At 73.3% G+C, this 26,102-nt stretch carries 26 protein-coding genes and 1 tRNA gene; 13 read left to right on the top strand and 14 right to left on the bottom strand.

Annotation, left to right across the window (positions count from 1 at the left end; genetic code table 11):
- Positions 1–73 precede the first annotated feature (73 nt).
- Entirely contained in the window at positions 74–1,369 is a 1,296-nt protein-coding gene (locus OG899_RS15005; RefSeq protein ID WP_406311056.1) for an extracellular solute-binding protein, read from the bottom strand.
- A gap of 77 nt (positions 1,370–1,446) precedes the next feature.
- On the opposite strand from OG899_RS15005, the gene OG899_RS15000 reads away from it, so the two are divergent.
- The 3 genes from OG899_RS15000 to OG899_RS14990 all read left to right on the top strand — a co-directional run bounded on the left by OG899_RS15000 (position 1,447) and on the right by OG899_RS14990 (position 4,594).
- Positions 1,447–2,382, top strand: a complete 936-nt coding sequence (locus tag OG899_RS15000; RefSeq protein WP_406311055.1) for an ROK family protein — start codon at positions 1,447–1,449, stop codon at positions 2,380–2,382.
- 7 nt (positions 2,383–2,389) lie between these two features.
- Positions 2,390–3,532, top strand: a complete 1,143-nt coding sequence (nagA, locus tag OG899_RS14995) for an N-acetylglucosamine-6-phosphate deacetylase (RefSeq protein WP_125497118.1) — start codon at positions 2,390–2,392, stop codon at positions 3,530–3,532.
- Between the two features lie 132 nt (positions 3,533–3,664).
- Complete coding sequence (locus tag OG899_RS14990; protein ID WP_125497119.1) at positions 3,665–4,594, top strand: 1-phosphofructokinase family hexose kinase; 930 nt, start codon at positions 3,665–3,667, stop codon at positions 4,592–4,594.
- Between the two features lie 60 nt (positions 4,595–4,654).
- Here the strand turns inward: OG899_RS14990 and OG899_RS14985 are convergent, their stop codons facing one another.
- Complete coding sequence (locus tag OG899_RS14985) at positions 4,655–5,566, bottom strand: carbohydrate-binding protein (RefSeq protein WP_125497120.1); 912 nt, start codon at positions 5,564–5,566, stop codon at positions 4,655–4,657.
- 139 nt (positions 5,567–5,705) lie between these two features.
- Positions 5,706–7,349, bottom strand: coding sequence for a diguanylate cyclase CdgB (gene cdgB, locus OG899_RS14980; RefSeq protein ID WP_125497121.1), 1,644 nt, complete (start codon positions 7,347–7,349; stop codon positions 5,706–5,708).
- A 457-nt stretch (positions 7,350–7,806) separates the two neighbouring features.
- Here cdgB and OG899_RS14975 point away from each other — a divergent pair, with 457 nt between their 5' ends.
- A complete protein-coding gene (locus tag OG899_RS14975; RefSeq protein ID WP_168131707.1) occupies positions 7,807–8,391 on the top strand; it encodes a flavin reductase family protein in 585 nt (194 codons plus the stop codon).
- Positions 8,392–8,411: 20 nt separating this feature from the next.
- On the opposite strand, the gene arfB is transcribed toward OG899_RS14975, so the two are convergent.
- A complete protein-coding gene (arfB, locus tag OG899_RS14970; RefSeq protein WP_125497123.1) occupies positions 8,412–8,840 on the bottom strand; it encodes an alternative ribosome rescue aminoacyl-tRNA hydrolase ArfB in 429 nt (142 codons plus the stop codon).
- A 142-nt stretch (positions 8,841–8,982) separates the two neighbouring features.
- Between arfB and OG899_RS14965 the strand changes: the two genes are divergently transcribed.
- Together OG899_RS14965 and OG899_RS14960 are read left to right on the top strand one after the other, a co-directional pair.
- A complete protein-coding gene (locus OG899_RS14965) occupies positions 8,983–9,558 on the top strand; it encodes a TerD family protein (RefSeq protein ID WP_125497124.1) in 576 nt (191 codons plus the stop codon).
- A 64-nt stretch (positions 9,559–9,622) separates the two neighbouring features.
- The gene (locus OG899_RS14960; protein ID WP_229813849.1) at positions 9,623–9,916 is read left to right on the top strand and encodes a hypothetical protein; all 294 of its coding nucleotides are present in this window, start codon (positions 9,623–9,625) and stop codon (positions 9,914–9,916) included.
- A 260-nt stretch (positions 9,917–10,176) separates the two neighbouring features.
- On the opposite strand, the gene OG899_RS14955 is transcribed toward OG899_RS14960, so the two are convergent.
- Positions 10,177–11,628, bottom strand: coding sequence for a M1 family metallopeptidase (locus OG899_RS14955; RefSeq protein WP_125497191.1), 1,452 nt, complete (start codon positions 11,626–11,628; stop codon positions 10,177–10,179).
- A gap of 7 nt (positions 11,629–11,635) precedes the next feature.
- On the opposite strand from OG899_RS14955, the gene OG899_RS14950 reads away from it, so the two are divergent.
- The gene (locus OG899_RS14950) at positions 11,636–12,136 is read left to right on the top strand and encodes a hypothetical protein (RefSeq protein ID WP_125497125.1); all 501 of its coding nucleotides are present in this window, start codon (positions 11,636–11,638) and stop codon (positions 12,134–12,136) included.
- Positions 12,137–12,158: 22 nt separating this feature from the next.
- Here the strand turns inward: OG899_RS14950 and OG899_RS14945 are convergent, their stop codons facing one another.
- Positions 12,159–12,869 (bottom strand): pentapeptide repeat-containing protein, encoded by a 711-nt coding sequence (locus tag OG899_RS14945; protein ID WP_125497126.1) that lies wholly within the window; start codon positions 12,867–12,869, stop codon positions 12,159–12,161.
- Between the two features lie 179 nt (positions 12,870–13,048).
- Here OG899_RS14945 and OG899_RS14940 point away from each other — a divergent pair, with 179 nt between their 5' ends.
- Together OG899_RS14940 and OG899_RS14935 are read left to right on the top strand one after the other, a co-directional pair.
- Positions 13,049–14,107 carry a nitrous oxide reductase family maturation protein NosD gene (locus OG899_RS14940; RefSeq protein ID WP_125497127.1) on the top strand — a complete coding sequence of 353 codons (1,059 nt, stop codon included), beginning with the start codon at positions 13,049–13,051 and terminating at the stop codon, positions 14,105–14,107.
- Between the two features lie 131 nt (positions 14,108–14,238).
- Positions 14,239–15,276 (top strand): methyltransferase, encoded by a 1,038-nt coding sequence (locus tag OG899_RS14935; RefSeq protein WP_125497128.1) that lies wholly within the window; start codon positions 14,239–14,241, stop codon positions 15,274–15,276.
- A gap of 121 nt (positions 15,277–15,397) precedes the next feature.
- Here OG899_RS14935 and OG899_RS14930 read toward each other — a convergent pair whose 3' ends face one another.
- From OG899_RS14930 to OG899_RS14900, 7 genes are all read right to left on the bottom strand, one after another.
- Positions 15,398–15,730, bottom strand: coding sequence for a TcmI family type II polyketide cyclase (locus OG899_RS14930; protein ID WP_125497129.1), 333 nt, complete (start codon positions 15,728–15,730; stop codon positions 15,398–15,400).
- A 31-nt stretch (positions 15,731–15,761) separates the two neighbouring features.
- Positions 15,762–16,250: an SRPBCC family protein gene (locus tag OG899_RS14925; RefSeq protein WP_125497130.1), complete on the bottom strand. Its 489-nt coding sequence runs from the start codon at positions 16,248–16,250 to the stop codon at positions 15,762–15,764.
- A gap of 2 nt (positions 16,251–16,252) precedes the next feature.
- Entirely contained in the window at positions 16,253–16,510 is a 258-nt protein-coding gene (locus OG899_RS14920; protein ID WP_125497131.1) for an acyl carrier protein, read from the bottom strand.
- 83 nt (positions 16,511–16,593) lie between these two features.
- Entirely contained in the window at positions 16,594–17,832 is a 1,239-nt protein-coding gene (locus OG899_RS14915) for a beta-ketoacyl synthase N-terminal-like domain-containing protein (protein ID WP_125497132.1), read from the bottom strand.
- Positions 17,829–19,097 carry a beta-ketoacyl synthase gene (locus OG899_RS14910; RefSeq protein WP_125497133.1) on the bottom strand — a complete coding sequence of 423 codons (1,269 nt, stop codon included), beginning with the start codon at positions 19,095–19,097 and terminating at the stop codon, positions 17,829–17,831. Before OG899_RS14910 ends, OG899_RS14915 begins: the two co-directional genes overlap by 4 nt.
- Positions 19,094–19,549, bottom strand: coding sequence for a cupin domain-containing protein (locus OG899_RS14905; protein ID WP_229814531.1), 456 nt, complete (start codon positions 19,547–19,549; stop codon positions 19,094–19,096). Before OG899_RS14905 ends, OG899_RS14910 begins: the two co-directional genes overlap by 4 nt.
- A 73-nt stretch (positions 19,550–19,622) precedes the next feature.
- Positions 19,623–20,756: a SchA/CurD-like domain-containing protein gene (locus tag OG899_RS14900; protein ID WP_125497134.1), complete on the bottom strand. Its 1,134-nt coding sequence runs from the start codon at positions 20,754–20,756 to the stop codon at positions 19,623–19,625.
- A gap of 335 nt (positions 20,757–21,091) precedes the next feature.
- Here OG899_RS14900 and OG899_RS14895 point away from each other — a divergent pair, with 335 nt between their 5' ends.
- Complete coding sequence (locus OG899_RS14895) at positions 21,092–22,744, top strand: FAD-dependent monooxygenase (RefSeq protein WP_125497135.1); 1,653 nt, start codon at positions 21,092–21,094, stop codon at positions 22,742–22,744.
- Between the two features lie 142 nt (positions 22,745–22,886).
- Here OG899_RS14895 and OG899_RS14890 read toward each other — a convergent pair.
- A tRNA-Thr gene (locus tag OG899_RS14890) sits at positions 22,887–22,960 on the bottom strand.
- A gap of 244 nt (positions 22,961–23,204) precedes the next feature.
- On the opposite strand from OG899_RS14890, the gene OG899_RS14885 reads away from it, so the two are divergent.
- The 3 genes from OG899_RS14885 to OG899_RS14875 all read left to right on the top strand — a co-directional run bounded on the left by OG899_RS14885 (position 23,205) and on the right by OG899_RS14875 (position 26,095).
- Positions 23,205–24,341: an ABC transporter ATP-binding protein gene (locus OG899_RS14885; RefSeq protein ID WP_125497136.1), complete on the top strand. Its 1,137-nt coding sequence runs from the start codon at positions 23,205–23,207 to the stop codon at positions 24,339–24,341.
- A gap of 313 nt (positions 24,342–24,654) precedes the next feature.
- On the top strand, positions 24,655–25,104 hold the full coding sequence (locus OG899_RS14880) for a hypothetical protein (protein ID WP_125497137.1): 450 nt from the start codon (positions 24,655–24,657) through the stop codon (positions 25,102–25,104).
- A 259-nt stretch (positions 25,105–25,363) separates the two neighbouring features.
- The gene (locus OG899_RS14875; RefSeq protein WP_125497138.1) at positions 25,364–26,095 is read left to right on the top strand and encodes a nucleotidyltransferase family protein; all 732 of its coding nucleotides are present in this window, start codon (positions 25,364–25,366) and stop codon (positions 26,093–26,095) included.
- Positions 26,096–26,102: the final 7 nt, after the last annotated feature.

Genomic DNA, 26,102 nt, shown 5'->3' with positions numbered 1-26,102 from the left:
CTCGTCGTCCGGCTCGTCGTGCGCCATGGCAGCCACCGTAGTCCCCGCCGCCGACACCGCCGCGCGGTGCGGCTCAGCCGGCCGTCGCGCCCTCCGCCTCGACGGCCGCGGACTGCAGCTGGTCCAGGACGTCGGCGGGGTCGCCGTCCGGGGCCACGGCCTGCCCGATGCGCCGGGTCATGTCCGCGCCGACCGCAGGCCAGGACGGCTTGCCCGCCGGGTACAGCTCGGCGAGCGGCAGCTGGTCGAGGAACGGGGCGAGCTTCTTGTCCTGCGCGGAGGCGGCCATCGCGTCGGAGGCGGAGGTGGTGACCGGCAGCAGGTCATAGGTGCGGGAGAAGTCCAGGACGTTGTTGTCGTCGTAGACGAAGTCGAGGAAGTCGCCGATCTCGTCGCGGTGGCCGTTCTTCTTGAAGGCCATCATCCAGTCGGTGGTGGCCAGGGACGTCTTCGAGGTGCTGTCCCTGCCCGGTACGGGCACCGTGCCGAACGTCACGCCCGTGCGCTGCGCCTGCCGGACGAGCGCGGGCTGCGCGTCGACCATGCCGACGTCGCCGGCGGCGAAGGCGGCGTAGGCCTCGGAGCGGTCCAGGTCGGCGGGCGGGACGGGGCCGGTCAGCCCCGCGCCGACCAGCTCGTCCCGGATCCAGGTGAACGTGTCGGTGTTGCGCGGGGAGTTGAGGGTGTAGGTGCCGAGGTCGTCGGTGCAGCCGGCGCCGCCGCCGAGCATCCACTGCAGGGCCTCGGCCTGGGCCTCCTGCGGCCCGAGCGGCAGGGCGTAGGGGTACGTCACGCCCTGCGCCTTGAGCACCTGCGCGTCGTGGGCCAGCTCGTCCCAGGTGGTGGGCGGGGTGAGGCCGGCCGCGCGGAAGAGGGTCTTGTTGTAGAAGAGCACGCGGGTGGAGGCGGCGAACGGGATGCCGTACCGCACGTGCTGCACCTGCCCGGCGTCGGAGAGCGACCCGAGGAAGTCGGCCTGGACCGGGATGGAGAGCAGTTCGTCCGCCCGGTAGAGCAGTCCCTGGGCCGCGTAGCCGGCGTAGTCGGTGCTCTGCGCCAGGTCGGGTGGGTCGCCGGCGTCGGCCATGCGGCGGACCGTGCGGTCCACCTGGTCCCTCGGCTGGACGGTGACCTCGATGTGCACGTCCGGGTGGCGGGACTCGTAGTCCTTCACCAGCCGGTCCCAGTACGCCCGGGTGCTGTCGGCCGCGGAGGTGCCGTAGTCGGCGGCGACCAGACGGAGGGTGACATCGGCGGACGAGGTCCCCGAACAGCCGCTCAGCCCTGCCGCCAGGCCCAGTGCGGCCACCGCCGCGATCGCCCCTTGTGCACGCCTCCGCACCGGAAGCCTCCCGCCCCTGTCGTCCATCTGTTCACTTTCCGAACACAGGTCTACACCAGGAAGTGGACTAGACCTTTCGCGGGTCGGCGGGCCACACTGGTCCCGTGAGACATGTCATCGCCCTCGACGTGGGCGGCACCGGGATGAAGGCCGCGCTGGTCGGCGCGGACGGCACCCTGCTGCACCAGGCGCGCCGGCCCACCGGCCGCGAGCGCGGCCCCGGCGCCGTCGTCGAGGCGATCACCGGTTTCGCCGCCGACCTGTACGCCTGGGGCACCGAGCACCTGGGCGAGCCGGCCGCCGCCGCGGGCGTGGCCGTCCCCGGTGTCGTCGACGAGGCCCGCGGCGTCGCCGTGTACTCGGCCAACCTCGGCTGGCGCGACCAGCCCCTGCGCGAGCAGCTCACCGAGCGGCTGGGCATGCCCGTGGCCCTCGGCCACGACGTGCGCACCGGCGGGCTCGCCGAGGGCCGGATCGGGGCGGGCCGGGACGCCGCCCGGTTCCTGTTCGTGCCGCTGGGCACCGGCATCGCGGGCGCCATCGGCATCGACGGCCGGGTGGAGGCGGGCGCGCACGGCGTCGCCGGCGAGATCGGCCACATCGTCGTCCGCCCCGGCGGGCACGCATGCCCCTGCGGGCAGCGCGGCTGCCTGGAGCGGTACGCCTCCGCCGCGGCCGTCGGCCGGGCCTGGGCGGCGGCCTGCGGCGATGCGGAGGCGGACGCGGCCGACTGCGCCAAGGCCGTCGCCTCCGGCGACCCGCGGGCGCGCACGGTGTGGCAGGAGGCGGTGGACGCCCTCGCCGACGGCCTGGTCACCGCGCTGACCCTGCTGGACCCGGACACGCTGATCGTCGGTGGCGGGCTCGCCGAGGCCGGGGACGTCCTGTTCGAGCCGCTGCGCCGGGCCGTCGGCCGCCGGCTCACCTTCCAGACCCTTCCGTCGATCGTCCCCGCGGCCCTCGGGGACGCCGCCGGCTGCCTGGGCGCGGGGCTCCTCGCCTGGGATCTGCTCGACCCGTCCACAACGTCCCGGAGGTAGCCGACTGATGGCCCCTTGCAAGGTTTTCGCCGGAGCCCGGGTGGTGCTGCCCACCGGGATCGAGGAGGGCGGCCGCCTGGTCGTCGCCGGCACGAAGATCGCCGCGTCCGCCCCCGCCGGTGCCGAGACGATCGACGTCAGCGGGCACTGGCTGGTCCCCGGCTTCGTGGACCTGCACAACCACGGCGGCGGCGGAGCCTCCTTCGGCGGCTCGGCCGAGGATGTGCTCACCGCCGTGGCCACCCACCGCCGGCACGGCACCACCACCCTGGTCGCCTCCACCGTCACCGACGACATGGACGTGCTGACCGGGCAGGCGGGGCTGCTGTCGGAGCTGGCCGAGCAGGGGGAGATCGCCGGCATCCACTTCGAGGGCCCGTTCATCTCGCCGTGCCGCAAGGGCGCCCACTCCGAGGCACTGCTGCGCCACCCCGACCCGGCCGAGGTGCGCAAGCTGCTCGACGCCGCCCGCGGCCGGGCGAAGATGGTCACCCTGGCCCCCGAGCTGCCCGGCGGCCTGGACGCGGTGCGGCTGCTCGCCGAGGAGGGCGTGATCGCCGCGATCGGCCACACCGACGCCACCTACGAGCAGACCGTGGAGGCGATCGAGGCCGGCGCCACCGTGGCCACCCATCTGTTCAACGCCATGCCGCCGCTCGGCCACCGCGCCCCCGGACCCATCGCGGCCCTGCTGCAGGACGAGCGGGTCACCGTCGAGCTGATCGACGACGGGGTCCATCTGCACCCGGCCGCCCTCCAGCTGGCCTTCCACCACGCGGGTGCCTCCCGGGTGGCCTTCATCACCGACGCGATGGACGCGGCCGGCAGCGCCGACGGCCGCTACCTGCTCGGTCCCCTGGAGGTCGAGGTCGCGGGCGGAGTGGCGCGGCTGGTGGACGGCGGGTCCATCGCCGGCTCCACCCTCACCCTGGACCGGGCCTTCAAACGCGCGGTGACCGTCGACAAGCTGCCGGTGACGGACGTGGTGGCCGCCCTGTCCGCCAACCCGGCCCGGCTGCTCGGCCTGGACGACCGGGTGGGCTCGCTGGAGCCGGGCAAGGACGCCGACCTGGTCCTGCTGGACGAGGAGTTCACGCTCAAGGGCGTGATGCGGCGCGGCACGTGGGTGGTCGATCCCCAACTGGGCTGATCCGTACCGCCCGCCGCCCGGACGTGGCCGGTCGCGGGGTGGGCGCTGAGCCGCGTGTTTGGCATGATCGAAGCCCGGACCACGTCCGGACCCATCGTGACAGGCGCACTCACTCGGCGGAGGTCGGCCCACGTGATCCTCACGGTCACGCTGAACACCGCTCTCGACATCACCTATCGGGTGCCGTCCCTGCGGCCGCACAGCTCCCACCGGGTGTCCGAGGTGACCGAGCGGCCCGGCGGCAAGGGCGTCAACGTCGCCCGCGTGCTCGCGGCCCTCGGCCACGAGGTGACGGTCACCGGTTTCGCGGGCGGGCCGACCGGCCGCGAGGTGCACGAGCGGCTCACCGGCACCCCCAAGGTGACGGACGCGCTGGTGACCGTGGCCGGCACCACCCGCCGCACGGTGGCCGTGGTGGACGCCGGCTCCGGCGACACCACCCAGCTCAACGAGCCGGGGCCGCAGATCTCCCCCGACGAGTGGTCCGCCTTCCAGGACGTCTACGCCGACCTGCTGTCCTCCGCGTCCGCCGTCGCGCTGTGCGGCAGCCTGCCTCCCGGGGTGCCCGTGGGCGCCTACGCCCAGCTGGTGCGCGCGGCCCGTGCCGCGCAGGTGCCGGTGCTGCTGGACACCGCCGGCGAGGCGCTGCGGCGCGGCATCGCGGCCCGCCCCGACCTGATCAAACCGAACGCCGACGAGCTGGCCGAGCTGACCGGTGCCCATGAGCCGCTGCGGGCCGCCCAGGACGCCCGGCGGCGCGGCGCGCGGGCCGTGGTCGCCTCGCTCGGCCCGGACGGCCTGCTGGCCGCCACCCCGGACGGGCTGTGGCGGGCCGCCCCGCCCGCCAGGGTGCAGGGCAATCCGGCGGGCGCCGGCGACTCGGCGGTGGCCGGGCTGCTGTCCGGCCTGGTGGAGCAGCTGCCGTGGCCCGACCGGCTGACCCGCGCGGTCGCCCTGTCCACGGCGACGGTGCTGGCCCCGGCGGCCGGCGAGTTCGACCGGGCCGCCTACGAGGACCTGCTGGGCCGGGTGGCGGTGACCGGAGAGGTCACCGCCGCCTGAGACCGGCCGTCCCGGGCCGCCTGAGACCGGCCGTCCCGGGCAGGTCCCGTCCCACGGGCGCTACTTGACCCAGCCCTTCTCCAGCCACAGCTGGTCCAGGTTGGCGTCGCACTGGTTGCCCTCCTCGCAGGAGAGCTTGATGGTGTTGGTGCCCTTGGTGAGCTGGACGTAGTTGTAGGTCTTCGTCCAGCCCTTCTCGTAGTCGCCCTCCGGGGCGCCCGCCCAGTTCTTCAGCTTCACCGGGGTGCTGAGGGCCGTGCCGTTGACCGTGAGGGTGGCGGTGCCGTCCTTGCCGGGGACGCCGTAGCCGAGGAACACCGTGTACTTGCCGTCCTCCGGGATGCCGTTGACGGTCCACGTCACCGAGGCGCCGACGTGGTTGAAGTTGGTCACGTACACGCCGCCGTCGGCCTGGGCGCCCTTGACGTCGTTGGCGATGGTGGCGCCGCCGCCCAGCAGCAGCGCCTTGGCGTCGATCTTCGGCAGCTCCCCGTCGGGGGCCACGCTGCTGGTCGCCGAGGGGGTGGGCTGGGTGGTCTCGCTGACCGTCGGGGTGGGGCTGGCGCCCGCGTCGTCCTCGGTGCCGCCGGACACGTCGCCGAGCATGGCCACTCCGATGCCGGCGACGACCGCGGCGACCACGGCGACGGCGCCGATGAGCAGGCCCTTGGTGTTCGGACCGCGACCGCGCCCGCCGCCCGGGGCGGCCGGTGCGCCCTGCCGCCTGGCCTGGGCGCCGCCCGGCAGGGTCTCGGGGGCGGCGTAGTGGGCGTTCGGCCGGCCGTAGGCCCCCTGCTGCTGCGGGACCTGGCCGTACTGACGCTGACCGACCGTGCGGACCCGGTTGACCGAGTGCGGGTAGCCGTAGCCACCGGAGGGCGGCTGGGCTCCGTTGGCCTGACCGTCGGCGTAGAGATACCCGAACGGGTCGTCGTCCTCGGGCGTGCTCGCGCCGTTGTTGCCGGGCGTCATCCCTAGGTCTCCTCAAACAGGTGCAGTGTGCGGGTCGGTGTGCGGTACGTCGTGGAAACGTCGTCGGATTCGACGAGCCTACCCGCTCTGATGTTCCCCGAACGGTGTCGCGGGGAGCCGCACCGCTGTGACCTGCGGTTCAGCCGGCCCGGCGGTGCTGTTTGGGACGAGATCGTTTCTCGATGTACATCCGTTCGTCGGCGGACTTGAGCACCTCGTCCGCCGTCATCCCGCAGTGCGCCCAGCCGATGCCGAAGCTGGCGCCGACCCGGACGGCGCGGCCCTCGGCACGGATCGGCTGGATGATCTCGTTGCGCAGCCGGACGGCCAGGTCCTGGGCGTCGGCCCGGCCGAGACCGTCGGCGAGTATCACGAACTCGTCACCGCCGAGCCGCGCCACGGTGTCGCCCTCGCGCACGCCGTTGCTCAGCCGCCGGGCGACCTCGATGAGCACGGCGTCGCCCGCGTTGTGCCCGAACCGGTCGTTGATCGACTTGAAGCCGTCGAGGTCGCAGAAGAGGACCGCGAGCCCCTTGGTGCCGTCGTCCCGGTCGTCCTGCGGGGCGACGGCGTGCACATGGTGGTCGCACTGCTGCGGGGGCATGCCGAAGCCGAAGTCGGGGTCGGCGTCGAGGGCGGGGTGCCCGTAGGCGGCGTCCGCGAGCGGCTGGTCGTCGCCCTGCTCGTGCTGCGGCCGCCGGCACAGCCGGGCGGACAGCCGGGCGCGCAGCTCGGCGGAGTTGGCCAGGCCGGTCAGGGAGTCGTGGGAGGCGCGGTGGGCCAGGTGCAGCTCGCGGCGCTTGCGGTCCTCGATGTCCTCGACGTGGGTGAGCAGGAAACGGGGCCCGTCGGCGGCGTCGGCGACCACGGAGCTGCGCAGGGAGACCCAGACGTAGCTGCCGTCGCGGCGGGCCAGGCGCAGCTCCGCCCGGCCTCCGGAGCCGCAGGTGCGCAGCAGGGTGCCCACGTCCTCGGGGTGGACCAGGTCGGCGAAGGAGTAGCGGCGCAGCGCGGAGGCCGGACGGCCGAGCAGCCGGCACAGGGCGTCGTTGGTGCGCAGGATCCGGCCGTGCTGGTCGCCGCCCATCTCGGCGATGGCCATGCCGGAGGGCGCGTATTCGAAGGCCTGGCGGAAGCTCTCCTCGCTGGCGCGCAGGGCCTGCTGTTCGCGCTCGAGGCGGACCAGGGCGCGCTGCATGTTGGCGCGCAGCCGGGCGTTGCTGATCGCTATGGCCGCCTGGAAGGCGTACACCTGCAAGGCCTCCCGGCCCCAGGCGCCGGGGCGGCGGCCGTTGCGCGGGCGGTCCACGGAGAGCACCCCGATCAGCTCCCCGGGGGAGCCGTGGGAGGCGGGCGCGTACATGGGCGCGAAGAGACGGTCGGCCGGGTGCCATTCGCCCTCGAAGCGCGGCTCGGGTCCGTCGGTGTGCCACTGCGGGACGTCGTCGTCGTCGAGCACCCAGCCCTCGGTGTGCGGGATGAAGACCAGGTCGCCCCAGTGCTCGCCCATGCTGAGCCGGCGCTCCCAGGAGGCGCGGGAGCCGACCCGGCCGGTGATCAGGGCCTCGGCGGCGGGGTCCCCGGCGAACGCGGCGACCACGAGATCGCCGTCGGGGCGGACGAGGTTGACGCACGCCAGTTCGTAGCCGAGGCCGGTGACCACGCCGTCGGCGACGGTCTGCAGCGTGTCCGCCAGGCTGCGCGCGGTGTTCAGGTCCGCCATGACCTGGTGCAGTTGTCGCAGGGTCGCAAGACGGACGTAGGGCTCCGACTCGGTCTCCATGCTCGCCCTCCCCCCGAAACCTCGCAGCACTTCAAAGGGTTGTCATCGGCGTATCGTTCCGTCGGCTCGCACCGTCGGTCTACGCCACTGAATCACAGCGCGGAGCCCACTCGGTACACAGGGTCAACAATTGCCCTACCTTGTGACTCAAGTCACAGAAAAAGCTGAACAATTGCGGGGAGATTCTTCGTTTTTCCCGTGCGTTCACCGCCACAACGGGTGCGCGGCCGGGCGGGTGCATCGGTGGGGCAACAGCCGCATGAAGTGCACTGATTCAGCCACGGCGCCCCGGATCCGCCCCGCCCCGTCGGCCTTCGGCCCGCGCGGCCCGCGCCTCGGGCCGGGGCACGGGCCGAGCGGGCGTCCGGGGTGCGCCGCGCATGGGCCGCCGGTCCTAGGACCCCCCTGGGGCCAGGGCCCGATGCGGCCCGGCGCGGCCGGTCATTAGCGTTGATGTGTGCTGAACACATCTCCCGTGCCGTCCTCCGCCTCCCCAGCCGCCCTCGCCGGGCATGCTGAGGGGGTGAGCAACGACGAGTTCCGCGCCGCGATGTCCCGGCTGGCCGCCGGCGTGGTCCTGGTGACCGCACAGGAACCGCCGCTCGACCCGGACGACCCGATGGCGCCGCGCGGCGAGGACGTGGGCATGACGGCGACGGCGTTCGTGTCGGTGTCCCTGGACCCGCCGCTGGCCCTGGTCAGCCTGCGCGAGGGCTCACGGATGGACGACCTGCTGGCCGAGCAGCCGCTGTGGGCGGTGTCCGTCCTCGCCGAGAGCCAGCGTCACATCGCCGGCCGTTTCGCGATGAGGGGCCGGGTCAGCGACCGTCTGCTCTTCGAGGACATCCCGTACGTGCGCGGTGAGGTCACCGGCGCCCCGCTGGTGGGCGGCGCCCTGGCCACCCTGGAGCTGCGCACCGAGCAGCGCGTGAGCGCCGGCGACCACACCCTGGTGATCGGCCGGGTGCTGACGGCCCGGCTGCCCAGTGCGGACGGCGGCCCGCTGCTGTACTTCCGCGGCAGCTACCGCCACCTGGGCTGAGGCTGCCGTGCGCCGGCCGGTCAGTCCCAGTTCCGGCGCGAGCGGCCCCGTTTGATCTCCGAGCGCTGCTTCTTCTCCCGCAGCCGCCGCTCGGTGACGGCCCGCGGGACCCGGGTGGGCCGGCGCGCCCGGGGCGGCGGCGCGGTCGCCTCGGCGAGCAGGGCCGCCAGGCGGAGGGCCGCGGCCTCCCGGTTGCGCCACTGGGAGCGGTGCTCACCGGCGCGCACGGTGACGACCCCGTCCACGAGCCGGTCCGCCAGCCGCCGCAGCGCACGCTCCTTCCACACCGGGGGCAGCGCCTCGGTGCGCGCCAGGTCGAAGCTCAGCTCGACCCGGGTGTCGCTGGTGTTCACATGCTGCCCGCCGGGCCCCGAGGACCGCGAGAAACGCCAGGCGAGTTCGGCCATGGGCAGCGTGACGGAACCGCGGATGACATAGGGACCGGACATGCCTCCATGGTCCCGTCTTCCGCCGGTGACGTCATGCGTGAAAAAAGTAAAGGGCTGCGGAACCACGCGGCCCCTCTTCGCCGTTCCCAGTGATGGCGATAGCTTCGTCCGCACACGCAACGAGGGAAGGGACTCCCCAACCATGGCTGTAAGCCTGTCCAAGGGCGGCAACGTCTCGCTCACCAAGGAAGCTCCGGGCCTGACCGCCGTCACCGTGGGCCTCGGCTGGGACGTCCGCACCACCACCGGCACGGACTTCGACCTGGACGCGTCCGCCATCGCGGTCAACGCCCAGGGCCGGGTGTACTCCGACGCCTGGTTCGTCTTCTTCAACAACAAGCAGTCCCCGGACAACTCCATCGTCCACACCGGCGACAACCGCACCGGCGAGGGCGCCGGCGACGACGAGGCCATCAACGTCAACCTCGCGGCGCTGCCCGCCGACGTGGACCGGGTCGTCTTCCCGGTGTCCATCTACGACGCCGACAACCGCGGCCAGAACTTCGGCCAGGTGCGCAACGCCTACATCCGCATCGTCAACCAGGCCGGCGGCACCGAGATCGCCCGCTACGACCTGTCGGAGGACGCGGCCACCGAGACGGCCATGATCTTCGGCGAGCTGTACCGCAACGGCGCGGAGTGGAAGTTCCGCGCGGTGGGCCAGGGTTACGCCTCCGGCCTGGCGGGCATCGCCCAGGACTTCGGCGTCAACGTCTGACGGCCGCCGGTGCGGTGACGCGGACGCCCTCCGCGGCGGCGGGCGTCCGCGCTGCCGTGCCCCGGTGGACCCGGAACCCCTCTCCCTCGCTCCGGACGTCGGCCTGCCGGACGGGCTGCTGCGCGAACTCACCGCGCTGTACGCCTCGAACCGCGACGTCCACGCACTCAGCGGCGACTTCCCCGCCCCGGACGCCCTCACCTCCGGGCAGGTGGCGGCCGCGCTCACGGACGAACGGGCCGTGACGGGCAGCACGGTGCTGCTCGGCCGCAGCGAGGGCCGGCTGGTGGGCCTGGCGATCACCCTGGACCACCACCGCGACCCGGCGGACCCGGACCGTGGATCGGCCTGCTGCTGATGCACGCCGACCGTCAACGGGCAGGGTTCGGGCGGGAGTCGGCGCGGGCCGTGGAGGACCGCTGCCGCGCCGCGGGACGCACCGCCGTACGCTGTGCCGTGCCGGAGGACAACACCGGCGGCCTCGTCTTCTGGACCGCCCTCGGCCACCGGGTGATCGACCACCGCAGGGACCGGGCACGCGGCCGGCCCTGCGCGGTGCTGCGCACGCCGCTGCTGTGCGCCGGGCACCCGCACCGGCTGCGCGACGCGCCCCGCTGCTCAGGGGTACGCCGGTTTCCCGTCCCCGTACAGCCAGTCGCGCCAGACCGGTTCGAGGTCCGCGCCCGGCGCCCGCCGCTCCACGAACGCCGTGAAGTCCTCGGTGCCGGCGTTGCCGTGACGGTGCGCGGCCGCCCAGTCCTTGAGCACGGCACGGAAGGTACGGTCGCCGACGGCGCGGCGCACCAGGTGCAGCACCATGGCGCCGCGGTCGTAGACGGGCCGGGCGGCCAGACGGGCCGCGTCGGGGGGATCGCCCGGCGCGAAGGCCCACAGGTCCTCGTCGTCCGACCGGTACAGCTCGTCGAAGTGCTGCTGTGCGGTGGGGCCGCCGTGGTCCTCGTCCCACAGCCACTCGGCGTAGGTGGCGAACCCCTCGTTGAGCCACATGTCCCGCCAGGTCCTCGGGGTGACCGAGTCGCCGTACCACTGGTGGGAGAGTTCGTGGACCAGGGTGGACGGCTCGGGGGCACCGGGGAAGACCGGCCGGGTCTGCGTCTCCAGGGCGTACCCGGCGTCCCCGGGCCGCTCCACGATCACCCCGGCGGAGGCGAACGGGTACGGGCCGAAGGTGTCCTCGGCCCACCGCACGACCTCGGGGAGCCGGGCGAGCACCTCGCGGCTCGCTGCGGCCTCGGCGGGGTCGACGGCCACGTAGGCCGGCAGGCCGCCGGGCAGCACCGGGCGGCTGATCTCGTAGTGGCCGACGGCCAGGGTGGCCAGATAGCTCGCCATCGGCTCGGCGCTGTGCCAGCGGAACGTCGTCCTGCCCCCGCTGCTGGTCTCGCTCGTCAACTCGCCGTTGGACACGGCCGTGAGGCCCTGGGGCACGGTGACCGTGATGTCGTAGGCGGCCTTGTCCGAGGGATGGTGGTTGCCCGGGAACCAGGCCATGGAGCCCACCGGTTCGCCGAGGGCGAGGGCGCCGTCGGCGGTGGGCAGCCAGCCCTCCTGGGAGCCGTCGGGGTCGGTGACGGTGTGCGGGGTGCCCGCGTACCGGACGGTCACCTCGAACCGGTCGCCCCGGCGCAGCGCGTCGTGCGGCCGGACGGTCAGCTCCTGCCCGGCCCGGTGGAAGCGGGCGCTCCGCCCGCCGACCGTCACGGAGGTCACGTGCAGACCGCTGAGGTCCAGGTCGAAGGCGGACAGGTCGGCGGTGGCGCGGGCGGTGATCACCGCGGTGCCCGTGAGTCGGCCGACGGCCGGGTCGTAGGCGAGGGTGAGGCCGTAGTGGCTCACGTCGTAGCCACCGTTGCCGGCCCTGGGGAAGTACGGGTCGCGCAGACCGTAGCCGCCGGGCCGGCCGTGCACGCCGCCGTCGCAGGCCACCGCGGCCAGGGCGAGCAGGGCGGTGACGGCGACGACGGTCCGGGCACGGCGGCGGGCGGCGGTCCGGACAACCGGGGCAGATCGGCACACGCGTGCGATCCTAAGCGGCGGCCGTGACACCATCGTGGGCGTGCTCGACATCGGCTACGCCCTCTCCACCCGCTTCCCCGACCCGCCGCAGACGGACTACCGCCGCGCGGACGTCCACGCGCTGCGGCACGACCTGTTCTGCGGCGACGTGTACCTGGCCGACACCGCGTCCGACCGGGAGCTGGCCACGGCCTGGGGCTGGGTGCCGGTGCTGGATTTCGCCTGGGCGCTGTGCGACATCGTGGAGCAGCTGGACCGGGACCCGGCGGGCTCGCGCCAGGCACGCCCGCAGCGCGCCGAGCTGGACTTCACCGAGTCCGCCGACCGCATGCTGTTCGAGCGCCGCTTCGGCTGGGTGGACATCGAGGCCGACTGGATGCCCGCCGGGGAGCCCCCGCTGACCTTCTCCCACCGCGAGCTGCGCCGCGAGGCCCGCGACTTCCTGCACGACCTGATCGCGGACCTGGTCGACCTGCACGAGGACCTGGGCGAGAACCCGGCGATCTGGACCCTCCAGGCGCGTTTCCCCCGGGTGCCCTGAGTCCGCCGGTGGCGGGGCGCGCTCAGTCAGCGACGGTGATGCCCAGTTCGGCGGCCAGCACCGGTGCCAGGTCCAGCAGCTGGGCGGTGCCGATCACCGCGCCCGACAGCCGGTCCGCGCCACGGGCGATCCGCAGCGGCGCGGCCCCGCGCAGGTCCACGTCGCGCAGCGTGGCCGCGCCGAAGTCCACGCCCGTCAGCGCGCAGTCCGTGAACTCCACCCGCTCCAGCCGCGCACCCGAGAAGTCCGGTTCGACCAGGACGCAGTTCTCGAAGACGACGTCCCTCAGCCGTGCCGCGCGCAGATTCCCGTAGTCGATCTTTCCGCCGCGGATGTGCACCCGTTCCAGGACCGCGCCGTACAGCTGCACCCCGCCCAGCCGGACGCCGGCCAGCTCCGCATCGCGCCAGGTGGTCTCCGCCAGGTCGCAGCCCACGCCCCGGACGTCGGTGAGCACCGAGTCGAGGACACGGGCCCCGCGCAGCGAGACGTCGTCCAGCACGCAGGTCCGCAGGGCGCAGTCCAGGAAGCGGGCGCCCGCGCCGTCCTGCCCGGTGAAGTCCGCACCGTCGAACTCCAGCGAGTCGAAGTCGCCGTCCGGGGCCAGCGGACGGCCGTCGTGCGCCCGCAGCCGCGGCAGCCGCACCTCGGGCCGCCGGGCCGCCCTCACCCGCGCCCCGGCTCGGCCCCGTCCGGCCCCGCCGGCTCCCGCCCCGGTCGTTCTCCTCACCATGCCGCCATCGTGCACCCCGCCACCGACAACCGGGCCGTCCCGCTCCCGGCCGTCCCGCTCCCGGCCGGGCAGGGACCCGGACCGGGCAGGGACCCGGACCGCGCCGCGGTACGGCGGTGACACGCCGCCGGACGGCGCATCCGGGAGCCCGGAGACAACCGAGTCATACCGTACGGAATATGACGAAACGCCATATCGCCCTGCTTCTGAGCGCTGCGGCGCTCGTCAGCTGCGGAGTCGCGGCAGCTCCCGCGACCTCCTCCGGCAAGGTCCACCTGGTGCACCCCGGCGAGTCCGTCCAGAAGGCGGTGGACGCCGCCAAGGCGGGCGACACCGTCCTGGTGCTGCCCGGCACGTACCGCGAGAGCGTCAAGATCACCACTCCGCGCCTGACCCTGCGCGGCATGGGCAGCAGCACGATCCTGCAGCCCGCCGAGAAGGCGCAGGACGAGTGCGGCAAGCGCGGCAACGGCATCTGCGTGGCGGGCGCCAAGGGTGCCCCGCTGCGCGACGTCACCGTCTCCCACCTGACCGTGCGCGGCTTCTCCCGTGCCGGGCTGATGGCCGTGGGCACCGACCATCTGACCGTGCGCAGCGTCACCGCCGCCGACAACGGGGTCTGGGGCATCGCCGAGGAACGCGCGACCCGCAGCGTGTACCGGCAGAACACCGCCCGGAACAACGGTGACGCGGGGCTGTTCCTCGCCAACACGGTCACCGCCGAGCAGGGCGCCACGGACACCAAGGGCACCCGGATCGCCGACAACCGCCTGGAGAACAACCGGATCGGCGTCACCGTGCGCCGGCTGCGTGCGGTGAGCGTCACCGGCAACGACGTGACCGGCAACTGTGCGGGCGTCTTCGTCGTCGGCGACGAGAACAAGCCCAAGACCGGGGACGTGACGGTGCGCGGCAACCGGGTCGCCAAGAACAACAAGTACTGCGCGAAGACCGAACGGCTGCCCTTCCTGCAGGGCTCCGGCATCGTGCTGACCGGCGTGGAGAAGACCGAGGTGACCGGCAACACGGTCACCGGCAACTCCGGCACCTCGCCGCTGTCCGGCGGCATCGTGCTGTTCAAGAGCTTCGTGGGCGCCACCAGCGAGGGCAACCGCATCCACGGCAACACGGTGCGCGACAACTCCCCCGCCGACCTGGTCGACCAGGAGAACGCCAAGAGCGGCAACACCTTCCAGGGCAACACCTGCAAGGCATCCACCCCGGCCGGCCTGTGCTGACGCCGCGCCCCGTGCGGCCCTGACCCGTGCGGCCCCGACCGCACGCGCATCCACCGCCCGTTCACGCCGGATCCGGGACGGACGCGTTCACGCCGGATCCGAGACAGACGACGAGAAGGAAGGAAGGCGGCATGACGACCGCCCAGACCGCTCACCCCGCTCCGCCGCCGCCCATGCGGCTGAGGGAACTCGCGTTCGGGGCGGCATGTGCCGCCGCCCTGCGCGCCGCCGCCCGGCTCCGCGTGGCCGACGTGCTCGGGGACACCCCCATGAGCGCCGAGGACCTCGCCGCCGCGGTGCACGCGAAGCCCGGGCCGCTGCGCCGGCTGCTGCGCGCGCTGACCTGCTACGGCGTCTTCGCCGAGCAGCCCGACGGCACCTTCGCGCACACCGGGATGTCCCGGCTGCTGCGCGAGGACGACCCGGGCAGCCTGCGCGACATCTGCCTGTGGTGCACCGAGCCGTGGACCTGGGACGCCTGGCCGAAGCTGGACGAGGCGGTGCGCAGCGGCCGCAACGTCGTGGAGGACCTGTACGGCAAGGAGTTCTTCGTCTATCTCAACGAGGACGCCCCCGAGTCCGCGGACGTGTTCAACCGGGCCATGACGACGTCCAGCAGGCAGTCCGCGCAGGACGTCGCCGCGCTGCTGGACCTGTCCGGCGCCAAGTCGGTCGCCGACATCGGCGGCGGCCAGGGGCATGTGGTGGCCGGGCTGCTGGAGAAGTACCCGGACCTGCACGGCACCCTGATGGACCTGCCGCGCGTGGTCGACCACGCCGACGAGCGGCTGCGGCCGGGCGGTGCCCTCGCCGACCGGGTGACGATCGTGCCCGGCGACTGCCGGGAGGCCGTGCCCGTCCAGGCCGACGTCTACATCATCAAGAACATCCTGGAGTGGGACGACGACTCCACCGCCCGCTGCCTGCGCCATGTGATGGCGGCCGGCGGGCCCGGCGCCCGGGTGGTGGTCATCGAGAACCTCGTCGACGACACCCCGTCGATGCGGTTCAGCACCGCCATGGACCTGCTGCTGCTGCTCAACGTCGGCGGCGCCAAGCACACCACCGAGTCCATGGTGAGCAGGCTGCGGGCGGCCGGACTGGTCATCGACGACATCAGCCCCGTCAACGCCTATCTGCACGCCTTCGACTGCACCGTCCCCGCCTGACCGGACCGGACGACCCGGATATCGCCCAGCCGGGGACGGCCGACGGCCGCCGGGCCCGCGATGCGCCGCGGGCCCGGCGGCCGTTGTCCGTGTCCGCTCGCCACCGGGCGGCCCGGCGGCGTCAGCTGCCGCCGTCGCGCTCCCAGAGGTAGAAGCGGTGCGCCATGGCGTCCTTCGGCGACCGCCAGGTCTCGGGGTCGTACGCGCTGACGTACGCCGACAGCCGCTCGCTGATCCCGCGGAACTCCGGATGGTCGGCCACCGCGGCGACGGCCGGGCCCGGGTCCCGGTCCGCCTCGATCAGGTGCAGATACACGTCGTGGAACTGGAACAGGCTGCGCCGGGTCACCCCGACCAGGTGCGGCAGCTCTCCCCGGTCCGACTCCTCGAAGATCTTGGCGATGTCCGGGGCGGAGCCCGGCGCCATCCGGGCCACGATCAGGGCCTGGTGCATGGGCCTTCTCCCTTGTGTCTCCGCGTCCGGTTCACTCGCCGGCCAGGGCCGGCTCGGCCCGGTGCCCGCCTTCGGCCGCGACCTTCTCGATCTTGTCGCGGATCAGCGCCATCTGGACCTTGGAGTTCTTGTTGATGTTGTCGGTCATCCAGGCGTCGTCCACCGGTGCCTCGGGCTTCATCGCGAAGTCCTGCGTCCACACCATCCGGGTGCCGCCGGGCACCTCCTCGTAGCGCCAGACGATGTTCATGTGGTCGAACGGCCCGGTCTCGACCCGGCGGGCCCGGACGGTGAGCGTGTCCCGGTCCGCCTCGCGCTCGGAGACCCAGCTCCACACGGTGCCGTTGTCGTCGGGGTGCATGGTCAGCCGGAAGGTGACCTTGTTCCCCTCCCGGGACAGGACCTGAGCGGAGGCGTACTCGCTGAACAGCTGCGGCCACTTCTCCACGTCGTTGGTCATGTCCCAGACCAGGTCCACCGGCGCGGCGATGGTGATCTCGTTCTCGGTGTGTCCGGCCATGTCTACGCTCCTGCCAGAAGAGTGCTGTTGACGAGGTCGAGGAACGTCCGGGGGGTCTTGCAGTGCTCCGCGTCCGGCGGCATCGGCGTGCCGTGCCGGTTCTCCAGCTCGCCCACGATGCCGAGCAGGCCGAGCGAGTCGATGCCGAACTCCTCGAAGGCGGTGTCGGTCCGCTCCGCCAGCTCCTCGGGGCTGACGGTGACCCCGGCCGTCCGCTTCATGAGTTCGGACAGTTCTTCCACGGTGATGCGGTCACTCATGCGGTTCCTCTCCTTCCTGCGCGCGGCCGCCGCCCGGGGGCGTCCGGCCGCTTCCGGCCGCCCCCGACGGGGGCGGCGGATCCTCAGACGCCGTGCCGCAGCACCAGCGCCGAGTTCGAGCCCATGAGCCCCCGGCTGAGGACCAGGGCCGTGCGCACCGGTGCGGGGCGGGCACGGCCGGTCACCAGATCGAGGTCATGGCAGATGTCGGCGACGTTCGGGGTGGGCGGGATCAGGCCGTGCTCCAGGGCGAGCACCGCGGCCGCCGCGTCCAGCACCGACGCCGCGCAGTACGCCCGGCCGATGCCGGTCTTCGGTGCCGTCACGGGCACCTGCCGGCCGTGCGCGCCGAGCGCGTCGGTGACGGCGAGGGCCTCCGCCCGGTCCGCCTGCGGCGTCCCGAGCGCGTCGGCGAAGACGACGTCGACCTCCTCGGGCGCGCAGCCGGCCTGCGCCAGGGCGCCGCGGATCGCCTCCGCCAGGCCCTGCCGGGACAGCTCCCAGCGGCCGGCGCCGGTGAACGTCGCCGCGTGCCCGGCGATCACCGCCCGTACCGGCACGCCCCGCGCGCGGGCCGCCTCCTCGTCCTCCACGACGAGCATCGCCCCGCCCTCCGCGGGCACGAAGCCCGAGGCGTCGCCGGTGAAGGGGCGGTAGGCGCGCTGCGGGTCGGCCACCGGGCTCAGCTCGCCGTAACCGAGCTGACACACCATCGAGTACGGCGCGAGCGGCGCCTCGGTCGATCCGGCCACGAGGACGTCGGTGCCGCGGGCCACGGCCCGGGCCGCGTGCGCCAGGGCGTCCAGGCCGCCCGCCTCGTCGGCGGCCACCACCGAGCACGGCCCCTTGAAGCCGCGCCGGATGGAGATCTGGCCGGTGCTGGCCGCGTAGAACCAGGCGATGGACTGCCAGGGGCCGACATGGCGGCTGCCCTTGCCCCACAGCTTCTGCAGCTCCCGCTGGCCGAACTCGCCGCCGCCGGAGCCGGCCGCGGTGACCACGCCCGCCGAGAACGGGGCGTCCTCGGTGTCGGCCCGGCCGAGCCGGGCGTCCTGAAGCGCCTCGTCGGCCGCCGCCAGCGCGAAGTGGGTGAACCGGTCGGTCTGGACGAGGATCCGCTCCTCGATCGCCGCCGACGCGTCGAAGGACGGCACCTGCCCGGCCACCTTCAGCGGCAGATGCCCGCAGCCCTCGCGGGTGATGCGGTCCAGGACGGTCACGCCCTCCTGGGTGGCCTTCCAGAACGTCTCGGCCGTGGTTCCGTTGGGGGCGACGACACCGATACCGGTGACCACCGCCCGCCGTGTGCCAGGTGCGCTCATGATGACCTCTCCCTCGGCCGGGTCAGGATCACCGCGGACTGGAACCCGCCGAAGCCGCTGCCCACCGACAGCACGGCATCCAGCCGTCGCTCGCGGGCCACCCGCGGGACGTAGTCCAGGTCGCACTCGGGATCGGGGGTCTCGTAGTTGGCGGTGGGCGGCACCACCTGGTGGGCCATGGCCAGCACGCACGCCACCACCTCGATCGCCCCGATCGCGCCCAGCGAGTGGCCCACCATGGACTTGATGGAGCTCATGGGCGTCTCGTAGGCGTGGTGCCCCAGCGCCCGCTTGACCGCGGCCGTCTCGTGCCGGTCGTTCTGCCGGGTGCCGGAGCCGTGCGCGTTGACGTAGTCGATCGCCGAGCCGTCCAGCCGGGCGTGGTCCAGGGCCTGCTCGATGGCCTTCGCCATCTCCACGCCTTCGCTGGTCAGGCCGGTCATGTGGTAGGCGTTGCCGAAGGTGGCGTAGCCGCTCAGCTCGCAGTAGACGTGCGCGCCGCGGGCCCGGGCGTGCTCCAGTTCCTCCAGCACCAGCACCGCGCCGCCCTCGCCCATGACGAACCCGTCACGGTCGTTGTCGAAGGGCCGCGAGGCGTGCTCGGGGTCGTCGTTGTTCGGACTGGTCGCCTTGATGGCGTCGAAGCACGCCATCGTGATCGGGGAGATCGGCGAGTCCGAGGCGCCGGCTATGCAGATGTCGGCCCGCCCCTCCTGCACCGTGTACAGCGCGTACCCGACCGCGTCGAGACCGGAGGTGCAGCCGGTGGAGACCGTCTGCACCGGGCCGCGCGCCCCGAACCGTTCGGCCACCGTCGAGGCCAGCGTGCTCGGTGTGAACGCCCGCTCCAGATGCGGCCGGGCCCGCTCGTGGTCCACCTCCCAGCGCTCGCCGTGGTGGCTGACCAGCACGTAGTCGCTCTCCAGGCGGGTGGTCCCGCCGACGGCGGTGCCCAGCGAGACCGCGACCCGCCACGGGTCGACCCGGGTCATGTCCAGCCCCGCGTCCCGCACCGCCTCCTCGCCGGCGACCAGCGCGAACTGGATGTAGCGGTCGCAGCGTGCGATCTGCTCCTCGCTCAGTCCCGCCGCCCGCGGGTCGAAGTCGCACTCGGCGGCTATGCGGGAGCGCAGGCCCGCCGGGTCGAAGAAGGTGATGCCGCGTGTCGCGGTGCGCCCGTTCGCCAGCAGGTCCCAGAACGCGTCGGCGCCTATGCCGCCGGGCGCCACCACGCCTATGCCGGTGACCGCGACCCGCCTGGTCATGACCCGGCCTCCGAGGCACCGGCCGGTTCCGGCTCCGCCGCCTGGGCCGCGCTCACCGGGACGGTCTCCGTGCCCTCGGTGTCGACGTGGCCGAGCTGCGGGCGCGGGGCCAGCGGGCCGAGGTGGAAGACGATGCGCGCCTCCACGTTGCCCACGTTGCGGAACCGGTGACGGGTGTAGGCGGGGATCATCAGGCCCTGCTCCGGCCGCAGCGGATGCGGCTCGCCGTCCAGGTCCACCTCCAGGTCGCCGCAGACGACGTAGACGAACTCCTCGGAGTAGGGGTGGTAGTGCTCGCCGATGCGCTCGCCCGGCTGCACGATGGCCACGCCCATGAAGCCGCTGGTGGAACCGACCGTGGCCGGGGTGAGCATGGCGCGCAGATCGCCTCCGCGCTTGACGTTGGGCTCGATGTCGCTGAGGTCCACGATTCTGGGTCGGGGTTTGATCACGACGTCTCCTCCGGTGGTGTGGTGGGTCGGCACGAAGCGGATCGTTTCGCCGGGGCGGGGACGGGGCCGGGGCTCACGCCTCGGCCCGGCGGTCGGTGACAAGCCGCATCCGGGCCAGGGACAGCAGCCGGGTCAGGTCGCCGTCCTTCGCCGCCGCGTCCCCGTCCAGAAGCGTGGTCAGCTGCGCCACCTGCGCCGGGTCGGCGAGGCCCAGCGCGGTCGCGGGCGGCAGTTCCTGGCCCGCCCGCACGTCGAACAGGCGGACGACCACGTCGTTGCGCTCGTAGACCGTGCTGCGCAGCACCGGGCCCTCCGGGTCGTCGGCGGCCCGCTCGGCCTCGCGGGCCAGCAGCTCCGCGAGCTTCATGCCCATGCCGGGGCGGGCCGGGTAGTACAGCGCCTGCCGCTCGGTCGGCACCTCCTCGTGACCGCTCGTCACGTGGTGCACGGCGGGCAGCGCCGCCCGGGTGAAGAAGACCCGTACGGACTCCTCGTCGGTGAAGTCCCGCTCCTGCTCCAGGTACGGGTTGATCTGCTCCTCCACCGCCCGGATCTCCGGCTGCCGGGCCACGTGCCGCAGCGCGGCCATCAGGTCGCCGCGCACCTCGATGGCGCGCACCACCCGGTTGCCGTGCATGAACAGCGAGGTCCGGCACAGCCGGGTGGTGTCGTCCACACGGGACTCGGGCGAGTCGTACCCGGCGAGGATCTCGGCGACCTTCTCCTCGCTGCCCCGCTTCACGGTGAAGGTCAGCGCGTGACGGATCACCCCGTCGCCGATGCGCGGCGAGGCCTGCAGCCGTCGCCCGGGCTCCGTCTCGTCGAGCCCGCGGCCCGTCTCGCGCACGATGTGGAACCGCAGCGAACGGGTGTCGCGGATGCAGCTGTGCATCGGCCGCACCGTGCGCACGTGCTCCTCGCTGTTGACCCACGCCAGGAACGGCGGGGCGCTCTCCCACTCGCTGGTGATCAGCCACTGGGAGGGGTTCTCGATGGACTGGCACAGCTGGTCGCTGATGTGCCCGGGCACGGACGCGACCTGCTTGCCCATCTCCTCGTAGGCCTCCAGGAACTGCTGCTGGGCGCCTTCGTAGACGTCCACCAGCAGCACCACACGAAGCCGGGAGCCGTCGAAGACGGACTGGGAGACACATTTGGCCGACTGCTGCTGGACGGTGCGAGGGGCATGCTCGGTGAGGGCGGTCATCTGCGGTACGTCTCCTTGCCGGAACGGGCGGGCACGGACGGGGCTGGTGATGGTGGGGCCGGCGAGCCGGCGGGGACGGGTCGGGTCGTGCGGTCGGGGGTCTCGTGACGGACAGGGCCTGACGGGACGTCACGGCCGACGGGGAGCGCCGGCGCGCGTGACGCGACGTCAGCGTGATCTCGATCCTGTGCCCGCCGGGATCGGCGCGCGACTCGTGTGCACCACGTGGGTGATCAGGCGGGTGAACCGTCCCGCGAACGCATGCCGCGCGGGCCCGCACCGGGCATGGAAACAGGGATGCGCCCACATCCCGCACCCCGCACCTGGAGGCATCGATGCACCAAGAAGCCGACCACCGGGTACCCGTCCTGATCGTCGGCGGCTCTCTGGTGGGCCTGTCCACGTCGCTGTTCCTCGGCCGTCTCGGCGTGCCGCACCTGCTGGTCGAGCGTCACTCCGACACGTCCGTCCACCCCCGTGGACGCGGCAACAACGTGCGCACCATGGAGCTGTACCGGGTCGCCGGCATCGAGCCCGACATCAAGCAGGCCGCGGCCCTGCTCGCCGGCAACCACGGCATCCTGCAGACCCCGACCCTGGTCGGCGACGCAGGGGAATGGCTGTTCAAGCACATCGACCCGGGCGGCGGCCTGGCCAGGTTCAGCCCCACCGGCTGGTGCCTGTGCAGCCAGAACGACCTGGAGCCCGTGCTGCTCAAGGGCGCCCGGGCACTCGGCGGCGACGTGCGCTTCTCCCACGAGCTGGAGTCCTTCGAGCAGGACGCCGACGGGGTGACGGCCGTCGTCCTGGACCGCACCCGCGACGAGCGCTTCACCGTCCGGGCGGACTACCTGGTCGCCGCCGACGGCCCGCGCAGCCCCGTGCGGCGCCGGCTCGGCATCGGACACAGCGGGCCCGGCGACCTGTTCGCCAACGTCAGCGTCACCTTCCGCTCCAAGCTGCTGGCCGACGTCGTCGGCGACCGCCGCTTCATCTGCTGCTACCTCACCGACCCCGAGGCCGACGGCGCCCTGCTGCCCATCGACAACGAGGAGCACTGGGTCTTCCACGCCCCCTGGCACCCCGAGCGCGGCGAGACCCTGGAGGAGTTCACCGACGACCGCCTCCAGCGGCACATCCGCCGCGCCGTCGGCGTCCCCGACCTCGACGTCGAGATCACCGGAAAGGCGTCCTGGCGTGCCGCCGAACGCGTCGCCGACCGGTACGGTGACGGCCGGGTCTTCCTCGCCGGCGACTCCGCGCACGAGATGTCCCCCACCGGCGCCTTCGGCTCCAACACCGGCATCCAGGACGCCCACAACCTGGCCTGGAAGCTCGCCGCCGTGCTGGCCGGCTGGGCCGGTCCGGGGCTGCTGGCGACCTACGAGACCGAGCGCCGTCCCGTCGCCGTCGCCACCAGCGCCCGCGCCTCCGCCCGCTCCGTCGAGCACAGCCACCCCGGCTTCGCCCCCGCCCCCGGCATCGGCGAGGGCAAGCGGGGCGGCATCCTGGGCGTCGTCCTCGGCTACCGCTACTCGGACGGCGCCGTCGTCGGCGCCGACCCCGGCCGGGACGTGGTGCCCGACGACCTGCGCCTGACCGGCGAGCCCGGCACCCGCGCCCCTCACCTGTGGGTGCGGCGCAGCGGCACCCGGATCTCCACGCTCGACCTGTACGAGCGCGTCCCGGTGCTGCTCAGCGACGCGGGGTCCGCGGCCGACTGGCACGCGGCGGCCCGGCGCGTGGCGCAGGCCACCGGCGTCCCGCTGGAGTCGTACCGCATCGGCGCGGAGCTGACCTGCGACGACCAGGGCGCCGCCGGCCCGGAGGCGGAGCGGCCCGACTGGGCCCGCGCCCACGGCATCGGCACCGACGGCGCGGTCCTCGTCCGCCCGGACGGCTTCGTCGCCTGGCGCTCGCCCGGCGCCGTCCCCGACCCGGAGGGCACCCTGCGGGAGGTCCTGACGGCCGTGCTGCGCAGGGACTGAATCCCGCGCCCACCGGCCGGGAGGAACGACCGCGCCTGGCCGCCCGCCGGCACCCGTGCGGGACTGTCCCCGACCCGTGCCGGCATCCGCGCCCGCACCTGTGACAAAGGCCACCCCGCCCGGGGTGGCCTTCGTCGTCCGAAGCCTCCTGTCGGATTCGAACCGACGACCTGCTGTTTACAAGACAGCTGCTCTGACCAGCTGAGCTAAGGAGGCGAGTGCACCGGCGCACAGCGCCGTGCCCGTGCAGTGTACCCAGCCCGCCGCACGGCCTCGCCGGGAATTCCCGCGAAGTTCACGGGCTCTCACCTACTGACAGACCAGGTGAACGCCAGGTACCGTCCTGTGCCAGTTCACACGTGTGGACTACACCACACCACAACGGCACATCCGTCGTGGCATCCACCTTCCTACAACGGATCGTCCGGCACGTTCCTGCCGGTAGAAGGGGGCCCACACCATGGCCACTGTCCAGTTCGACAAGGCGACCCGCATCTACCCGGGCGCCGACAAGCCCGCCGTCGACGCGCTCGACATCGACATCGCGGACGGCGAATTCCTCGTCCTGGTCGGCCCGTCCGGCTGCGGCAAGTCGACCTCGCTGCGCATGCTGGCGGGACTGGAGGACGTCAACGCCGGCGCCATCCGCATCGGTGACCGCGACGTCACCCACCTGCCGCCGAAGGACCGGGACATCGCCATGGTGTTCCAGAACTACGCGCTCTACCCGCACATGACGGTCGCCGACAACATGGGCTTCGCGCTCAAGATCGCCGGCGTGCCGAAGGCGGAGATCCGCAAGAAGGTCGAGGAGGCCGCGAAGATCCTCGACCTGACGCAGTACCTGGACCGCAAGCCGAAGGCGCTCTCCGGTGGTCAGCGCCAGCGTGTCGCGATGGGCCGCGCGATCGTGCGCGAGCCGCAGGTCTTCCTCATGGACGAGCCGCTGTCCAACCTGGACGCCAAGCTCCGTGTGTCCACCCGCACCCAGATCGCCTCGCTGCAGCGCCGCCTGGGCATCACCACCGTGTACGTCACCCACGACCAGGTCGAGGCCATGACCATGGGCGACCGGGTGGCCGTGCTCAAGGACGGCGTGCTCCAGCAGGTGGACACCCCGCGCCACATGTACGACAAGCCGGCCAACCTCTTCGTCGCCGGCTTCATCGGCTCGCCCGCGATGAACCTGGTCGAGGTGCCGCTCACCGACGGCGGGGTGAAGTTCGGCAACAGCGTGGTGCCGGTCAACCGCGAGGCGGTCAAGGCCGCCGCGGACAAGGGCGACCGCACCGTCACCGTCGGTGTCCGCCCCGAGCACTTCGAGGTGGTCGGCGAGGGCGGCTCCGCGTCCTCCTCGCTGTCCAAGGACGGCTCCGACGCCCCGGCCGGCCTCGCCGTCTCCGTCACCGTGGTCGAGGAGACCGGCGCCGACGCCTACGTCTACGGCACCGTCGAGGTCGGCGGCGAGAACAAGGAGCTGGTGGTCCGCGTCGACAGCCGCGCGGTGCCGGCAAAGGGCTCCACGCTGCACGTCGTGCCGCGGCCGGGCGAGACCCACGTGTTCTCCACCTCGACGGGCGAGCGGCTGTCCGACTGACGCCGGGTCCGGCCGACGCCGGCCCTCCCGCGCGGGCCGTACGGTCCGGCGGGACGAAAGGGGCGCGACGTCCCCCGTCCTGCTGACGCCTTACGGCTGAAACCCGGAATGCCTCCGGGTGCTTCACCCGATCCGTGACGAAGGGCCCCGTGAACAGCCACGGGGCCCTTCCGCATGCCCGCGGAACCACCCGGTGCGCGGGGACGTTTCGACCAGCGTTCGTCAACACGACACCTCGGAACCGGCCGCCGCCCATCCCTCGAAACGGTGACTAAATGTCGCCAAATCACTACCAGCAGCTACGCTGCGACGCGTGAAGCACTCCACCACCCACACCACGCGACGCGGCCGGGGCCCCGCCCGCCGGATCGGCCGCTCCCTCGCCCTCGTCCTGCCCGTCGTCCTGGTGCTCTCCGGGACCCTCGCGGTCACCCGAGTGAACTGGTCGGGGACCGGGTCGAACTCGGTGCTCACCGCGTCCGAGGCGTCCCTGACCGGCCCCTCGGACCGCTCCCGCGCCCCGCAGGACGTGCTGCGCGACCGTCTGCTGACGGAGCTGCAGGAGAAGAACCCGGGCGTGGCGCTGACCCATCTGCAGGAGGCGGTCAACGGCCGCCCCGCGCTGGCCCGGCACTGCGCCTCCATCGCCCGCACCCTGGGGCGTGCCGCGGTCCGCATCTACGGCCCCTCCCGCGCCCAGTCCTACGCCCGTCCGGTCTGCGACACCTCCTTCGCCTCCGGCGTCATGGCCGCCCACAGCTGACGGCCCGCGACACACCGCACCGGCCCGTGCCCCCGGCGACCGGTGCCCGCGCCTCCTTCTTCCTCCGCTCCCGCCCCGCCGCGTCCACCCCGGCGGGGCGTTCGCCTGGACGGCCCTCTCCCACGCCTGGACGGCCCTCTTCGACGCCTAGCCTGGGCGACCCACCGGCGCCGATCCGTGCGGCCCAGCCGCCCCGACCGGTGGACCGCCCGGCCCCGACCGCCACGGCCGGCGGGCGGCCGGCACGTAAAGTGCCGCCATGACCCATCCGAACGCGGCGCTGCGCCCCACCCAAGCCGTCATCCTCGCCGGCGGCCAGGGGTCCCGGCTGCGCCCCTACACCGACGACCGGCCCAAGCCGATGGTCGAGATCCCCGGCACGGGCGTGCCGATCATCGGGCACCAGATCGCCTGGCTGGCCGAGGAGGGCGTCACCGATGTGGTGGTCTCCTGCGGCCACCTCGCCGAGGTCCTGCAGGACTGGCTGGCCTCCGCGTCCCTGCCGGCGAAGGTCACCACCGTGGTGGAGCCCGAACCCCTCGGCCGCGGCGGCGCCCTGCGCTTCGCCGCCGCTCATCTGCCCCGCCCCGACCAGGCCTGGTACGCCACCAACGGCGACATCTGGACCCGTTTCTCGCTGCGTGACATGGCGGACTTCCACACCGAGCGGGACGCGCTGGCCACGCTCGCGCTGGCCCGTCCGCGCATCCCGTGGGGTGCCGTGCGCACCGACGGCTTCGGCCATGTCACGGACTTCATCGAGGCCCCGCCGTCCACGGTCGAGATCAACGCGGGCGTGTACGTGTTCGCGCCCTCGTTCGCCGACCTGCTCCCGGAGCGGGGCGACCACGAACGCACCACGTTCCCGCGGCTGGCCCGGGAGCGGCGGCTGGCGGGGTTCCCGATCCCGCAGGGCGCCTACTGGCGGGCCATCGACACCGCGAAGGACCTGACGCAGGCCGCGAAGGAGCTGGCCGCCCTCACCCGCTGAGCACGCG

The sequence above is a fragment of the Streptomyces thermoviolaceus genome, assembly GCF_045209695.1.
GTDB lineage: Bacteria > Actinomycetota > Actinomycetes > Streptomycetales > Streptomycetaceae > Streptomyces > Streptomyces thermoviolaceus.
Note: the sequence above shows the minus strand (reverse complement) of the source record. Positions and strands in the feature narration are given on the sequence as shown.

Excerpts from the sequence above, each read along its gene's own strand:
- OG899_RS14955 (WP_125497191.1), bottom strand. The coding sequence starts at position 11,628 with ATGGTGTCACGGCCGCCGCTTAGGATCGCACGCGTGTGCCGATCTGCC.
- OG899_RS14930 (WP_125497129.1), bottom strand. The coding sequence starts at position 15,730 with ATGCACCAGGCCCTGATCGTGGCCCGGATGGCGCCGGGCTCCGCCCCG.
- OG899_RS15005 (WP_406311056.1), bottom strand. The coding sequence starts at position 1,369 with ATGGACGACAGGGGCGGGAGGCTTCCGGTGCGGAGGCGTGCACAAGGG.
- OG899_RS14985 (WP_125497120.1), bottom strand. The coding sequence starts at position 5,566 with ATGACGCCCGGCAACAACGGCGCGAGCACGCCCGAGGACGACGACCCG.
- OG899_RS14895 (WP_125497135.1), top strand. The coding sequence starts at position 21,092 with ATGCACCAAGAAGCCGACCACCGGGTACCCGTCCTGATCGTCGGCGGC.
- OG899_RS14925 (WP_125497130.1), bottom strand. The coding sequence starts at position 16,250 with ATGGCCGGACACACCGAGAACGAGATCACCATCGCCGCGCCGGTGGAC.
- OG899_RS14900 (WP_125497134.1), bottom strand. The coding sequence starts at position 20,756 with ATGACCGCCCTCACCGAGCATGCCCCTCGCACCGTCCAGCAGCAGTCG.
- OG899_RS14915 (WP_125497132.1), bottom strand. The coding sequence starts at position 17,832 with ATGAGCGCACCTGGCACACGGCGGGCGGTGGTCACCGGTATCGGTGTC.
- arfB (WP_125497123.1), bottom strand. The coding sequence starts at position 8,840 with ATGTCCGGTCCCTATGTCATCCGCGGTTCCGTCACGCTGCCCATGGCC.
- OG899_RS14875 (WP_125497138.1), top strand. The coding sequence starts at position 25,364 with ATGACCCATCCGAACGCGGCGCTGCGCCCCACCCAAGCCGTCATCCTC.
- OG899_RS14940 (WP_125497127.1), top strand. The coding sequence starts at position 13,049 with ATGACGAAACGCCATATCGCCCTGCTTCTGAGCGCTGCGGCGCTCGTC.
- OG899_RS14945 (WP_125497126.1), bottom strand. The coding sequence starts at position 12,869 with ATGGTGAGGAGAACGACCGGGGCGGGAGCCGGCGGGGCCGGACGGGGC.
- OG899_RS14965 (WP_125497124.1), top strand. The coding sequence starts at position 8,983 with ATGGCTGTAAGCCTGTCCAAGGGCGGCAACGTCTCGCTCACCAAGGAA.
- nagA (WP_125497118.1), top strand. The coding sequence starts at position 2,390 with ATGGCCCCTTGCAAGGTTTTCGCCGGAGCCCGGGTGGTGCTGCCCACC.
- OG899_RS14910 (WP_125497133.1), bottom strand. The coding sequence starts at position 19,097 with ATGACCAGGCGGGTCGCGGTCACCGGCATAGGCGTGGTGGCGCCCGGC.
- OG899_RS14920 (WP_125497131.1), bottom strand. The coding sequence starts at position 16,510 with ATGAGTGACCGCATCACCGTGGAAGAACTGTCCGAACTCATGAAGCGG.
- cdgB (WP_125497121.1), bottom strand. The coding sequence starts at position 7,349 with ATGGAGACCGAGTCGGAGCCCTACGTCCGTCTTGCGACCCTGCGACAA.
- OG899_RS14885 (WP_125497136.1), top strand. The coding sequence starts at position 23,205 with ATGGCCACTGTCCAGTTCGACAAGGCGACCCGCATCTACCCGGGCGCC.
- OG899_RS14935 (WP_125497128.1), top strand. The coding sequence starts at position 14,239 with ATGACGACCGCCCAGACCGCTCACCCCGCTCCGCCGCCGCCCATGCGG.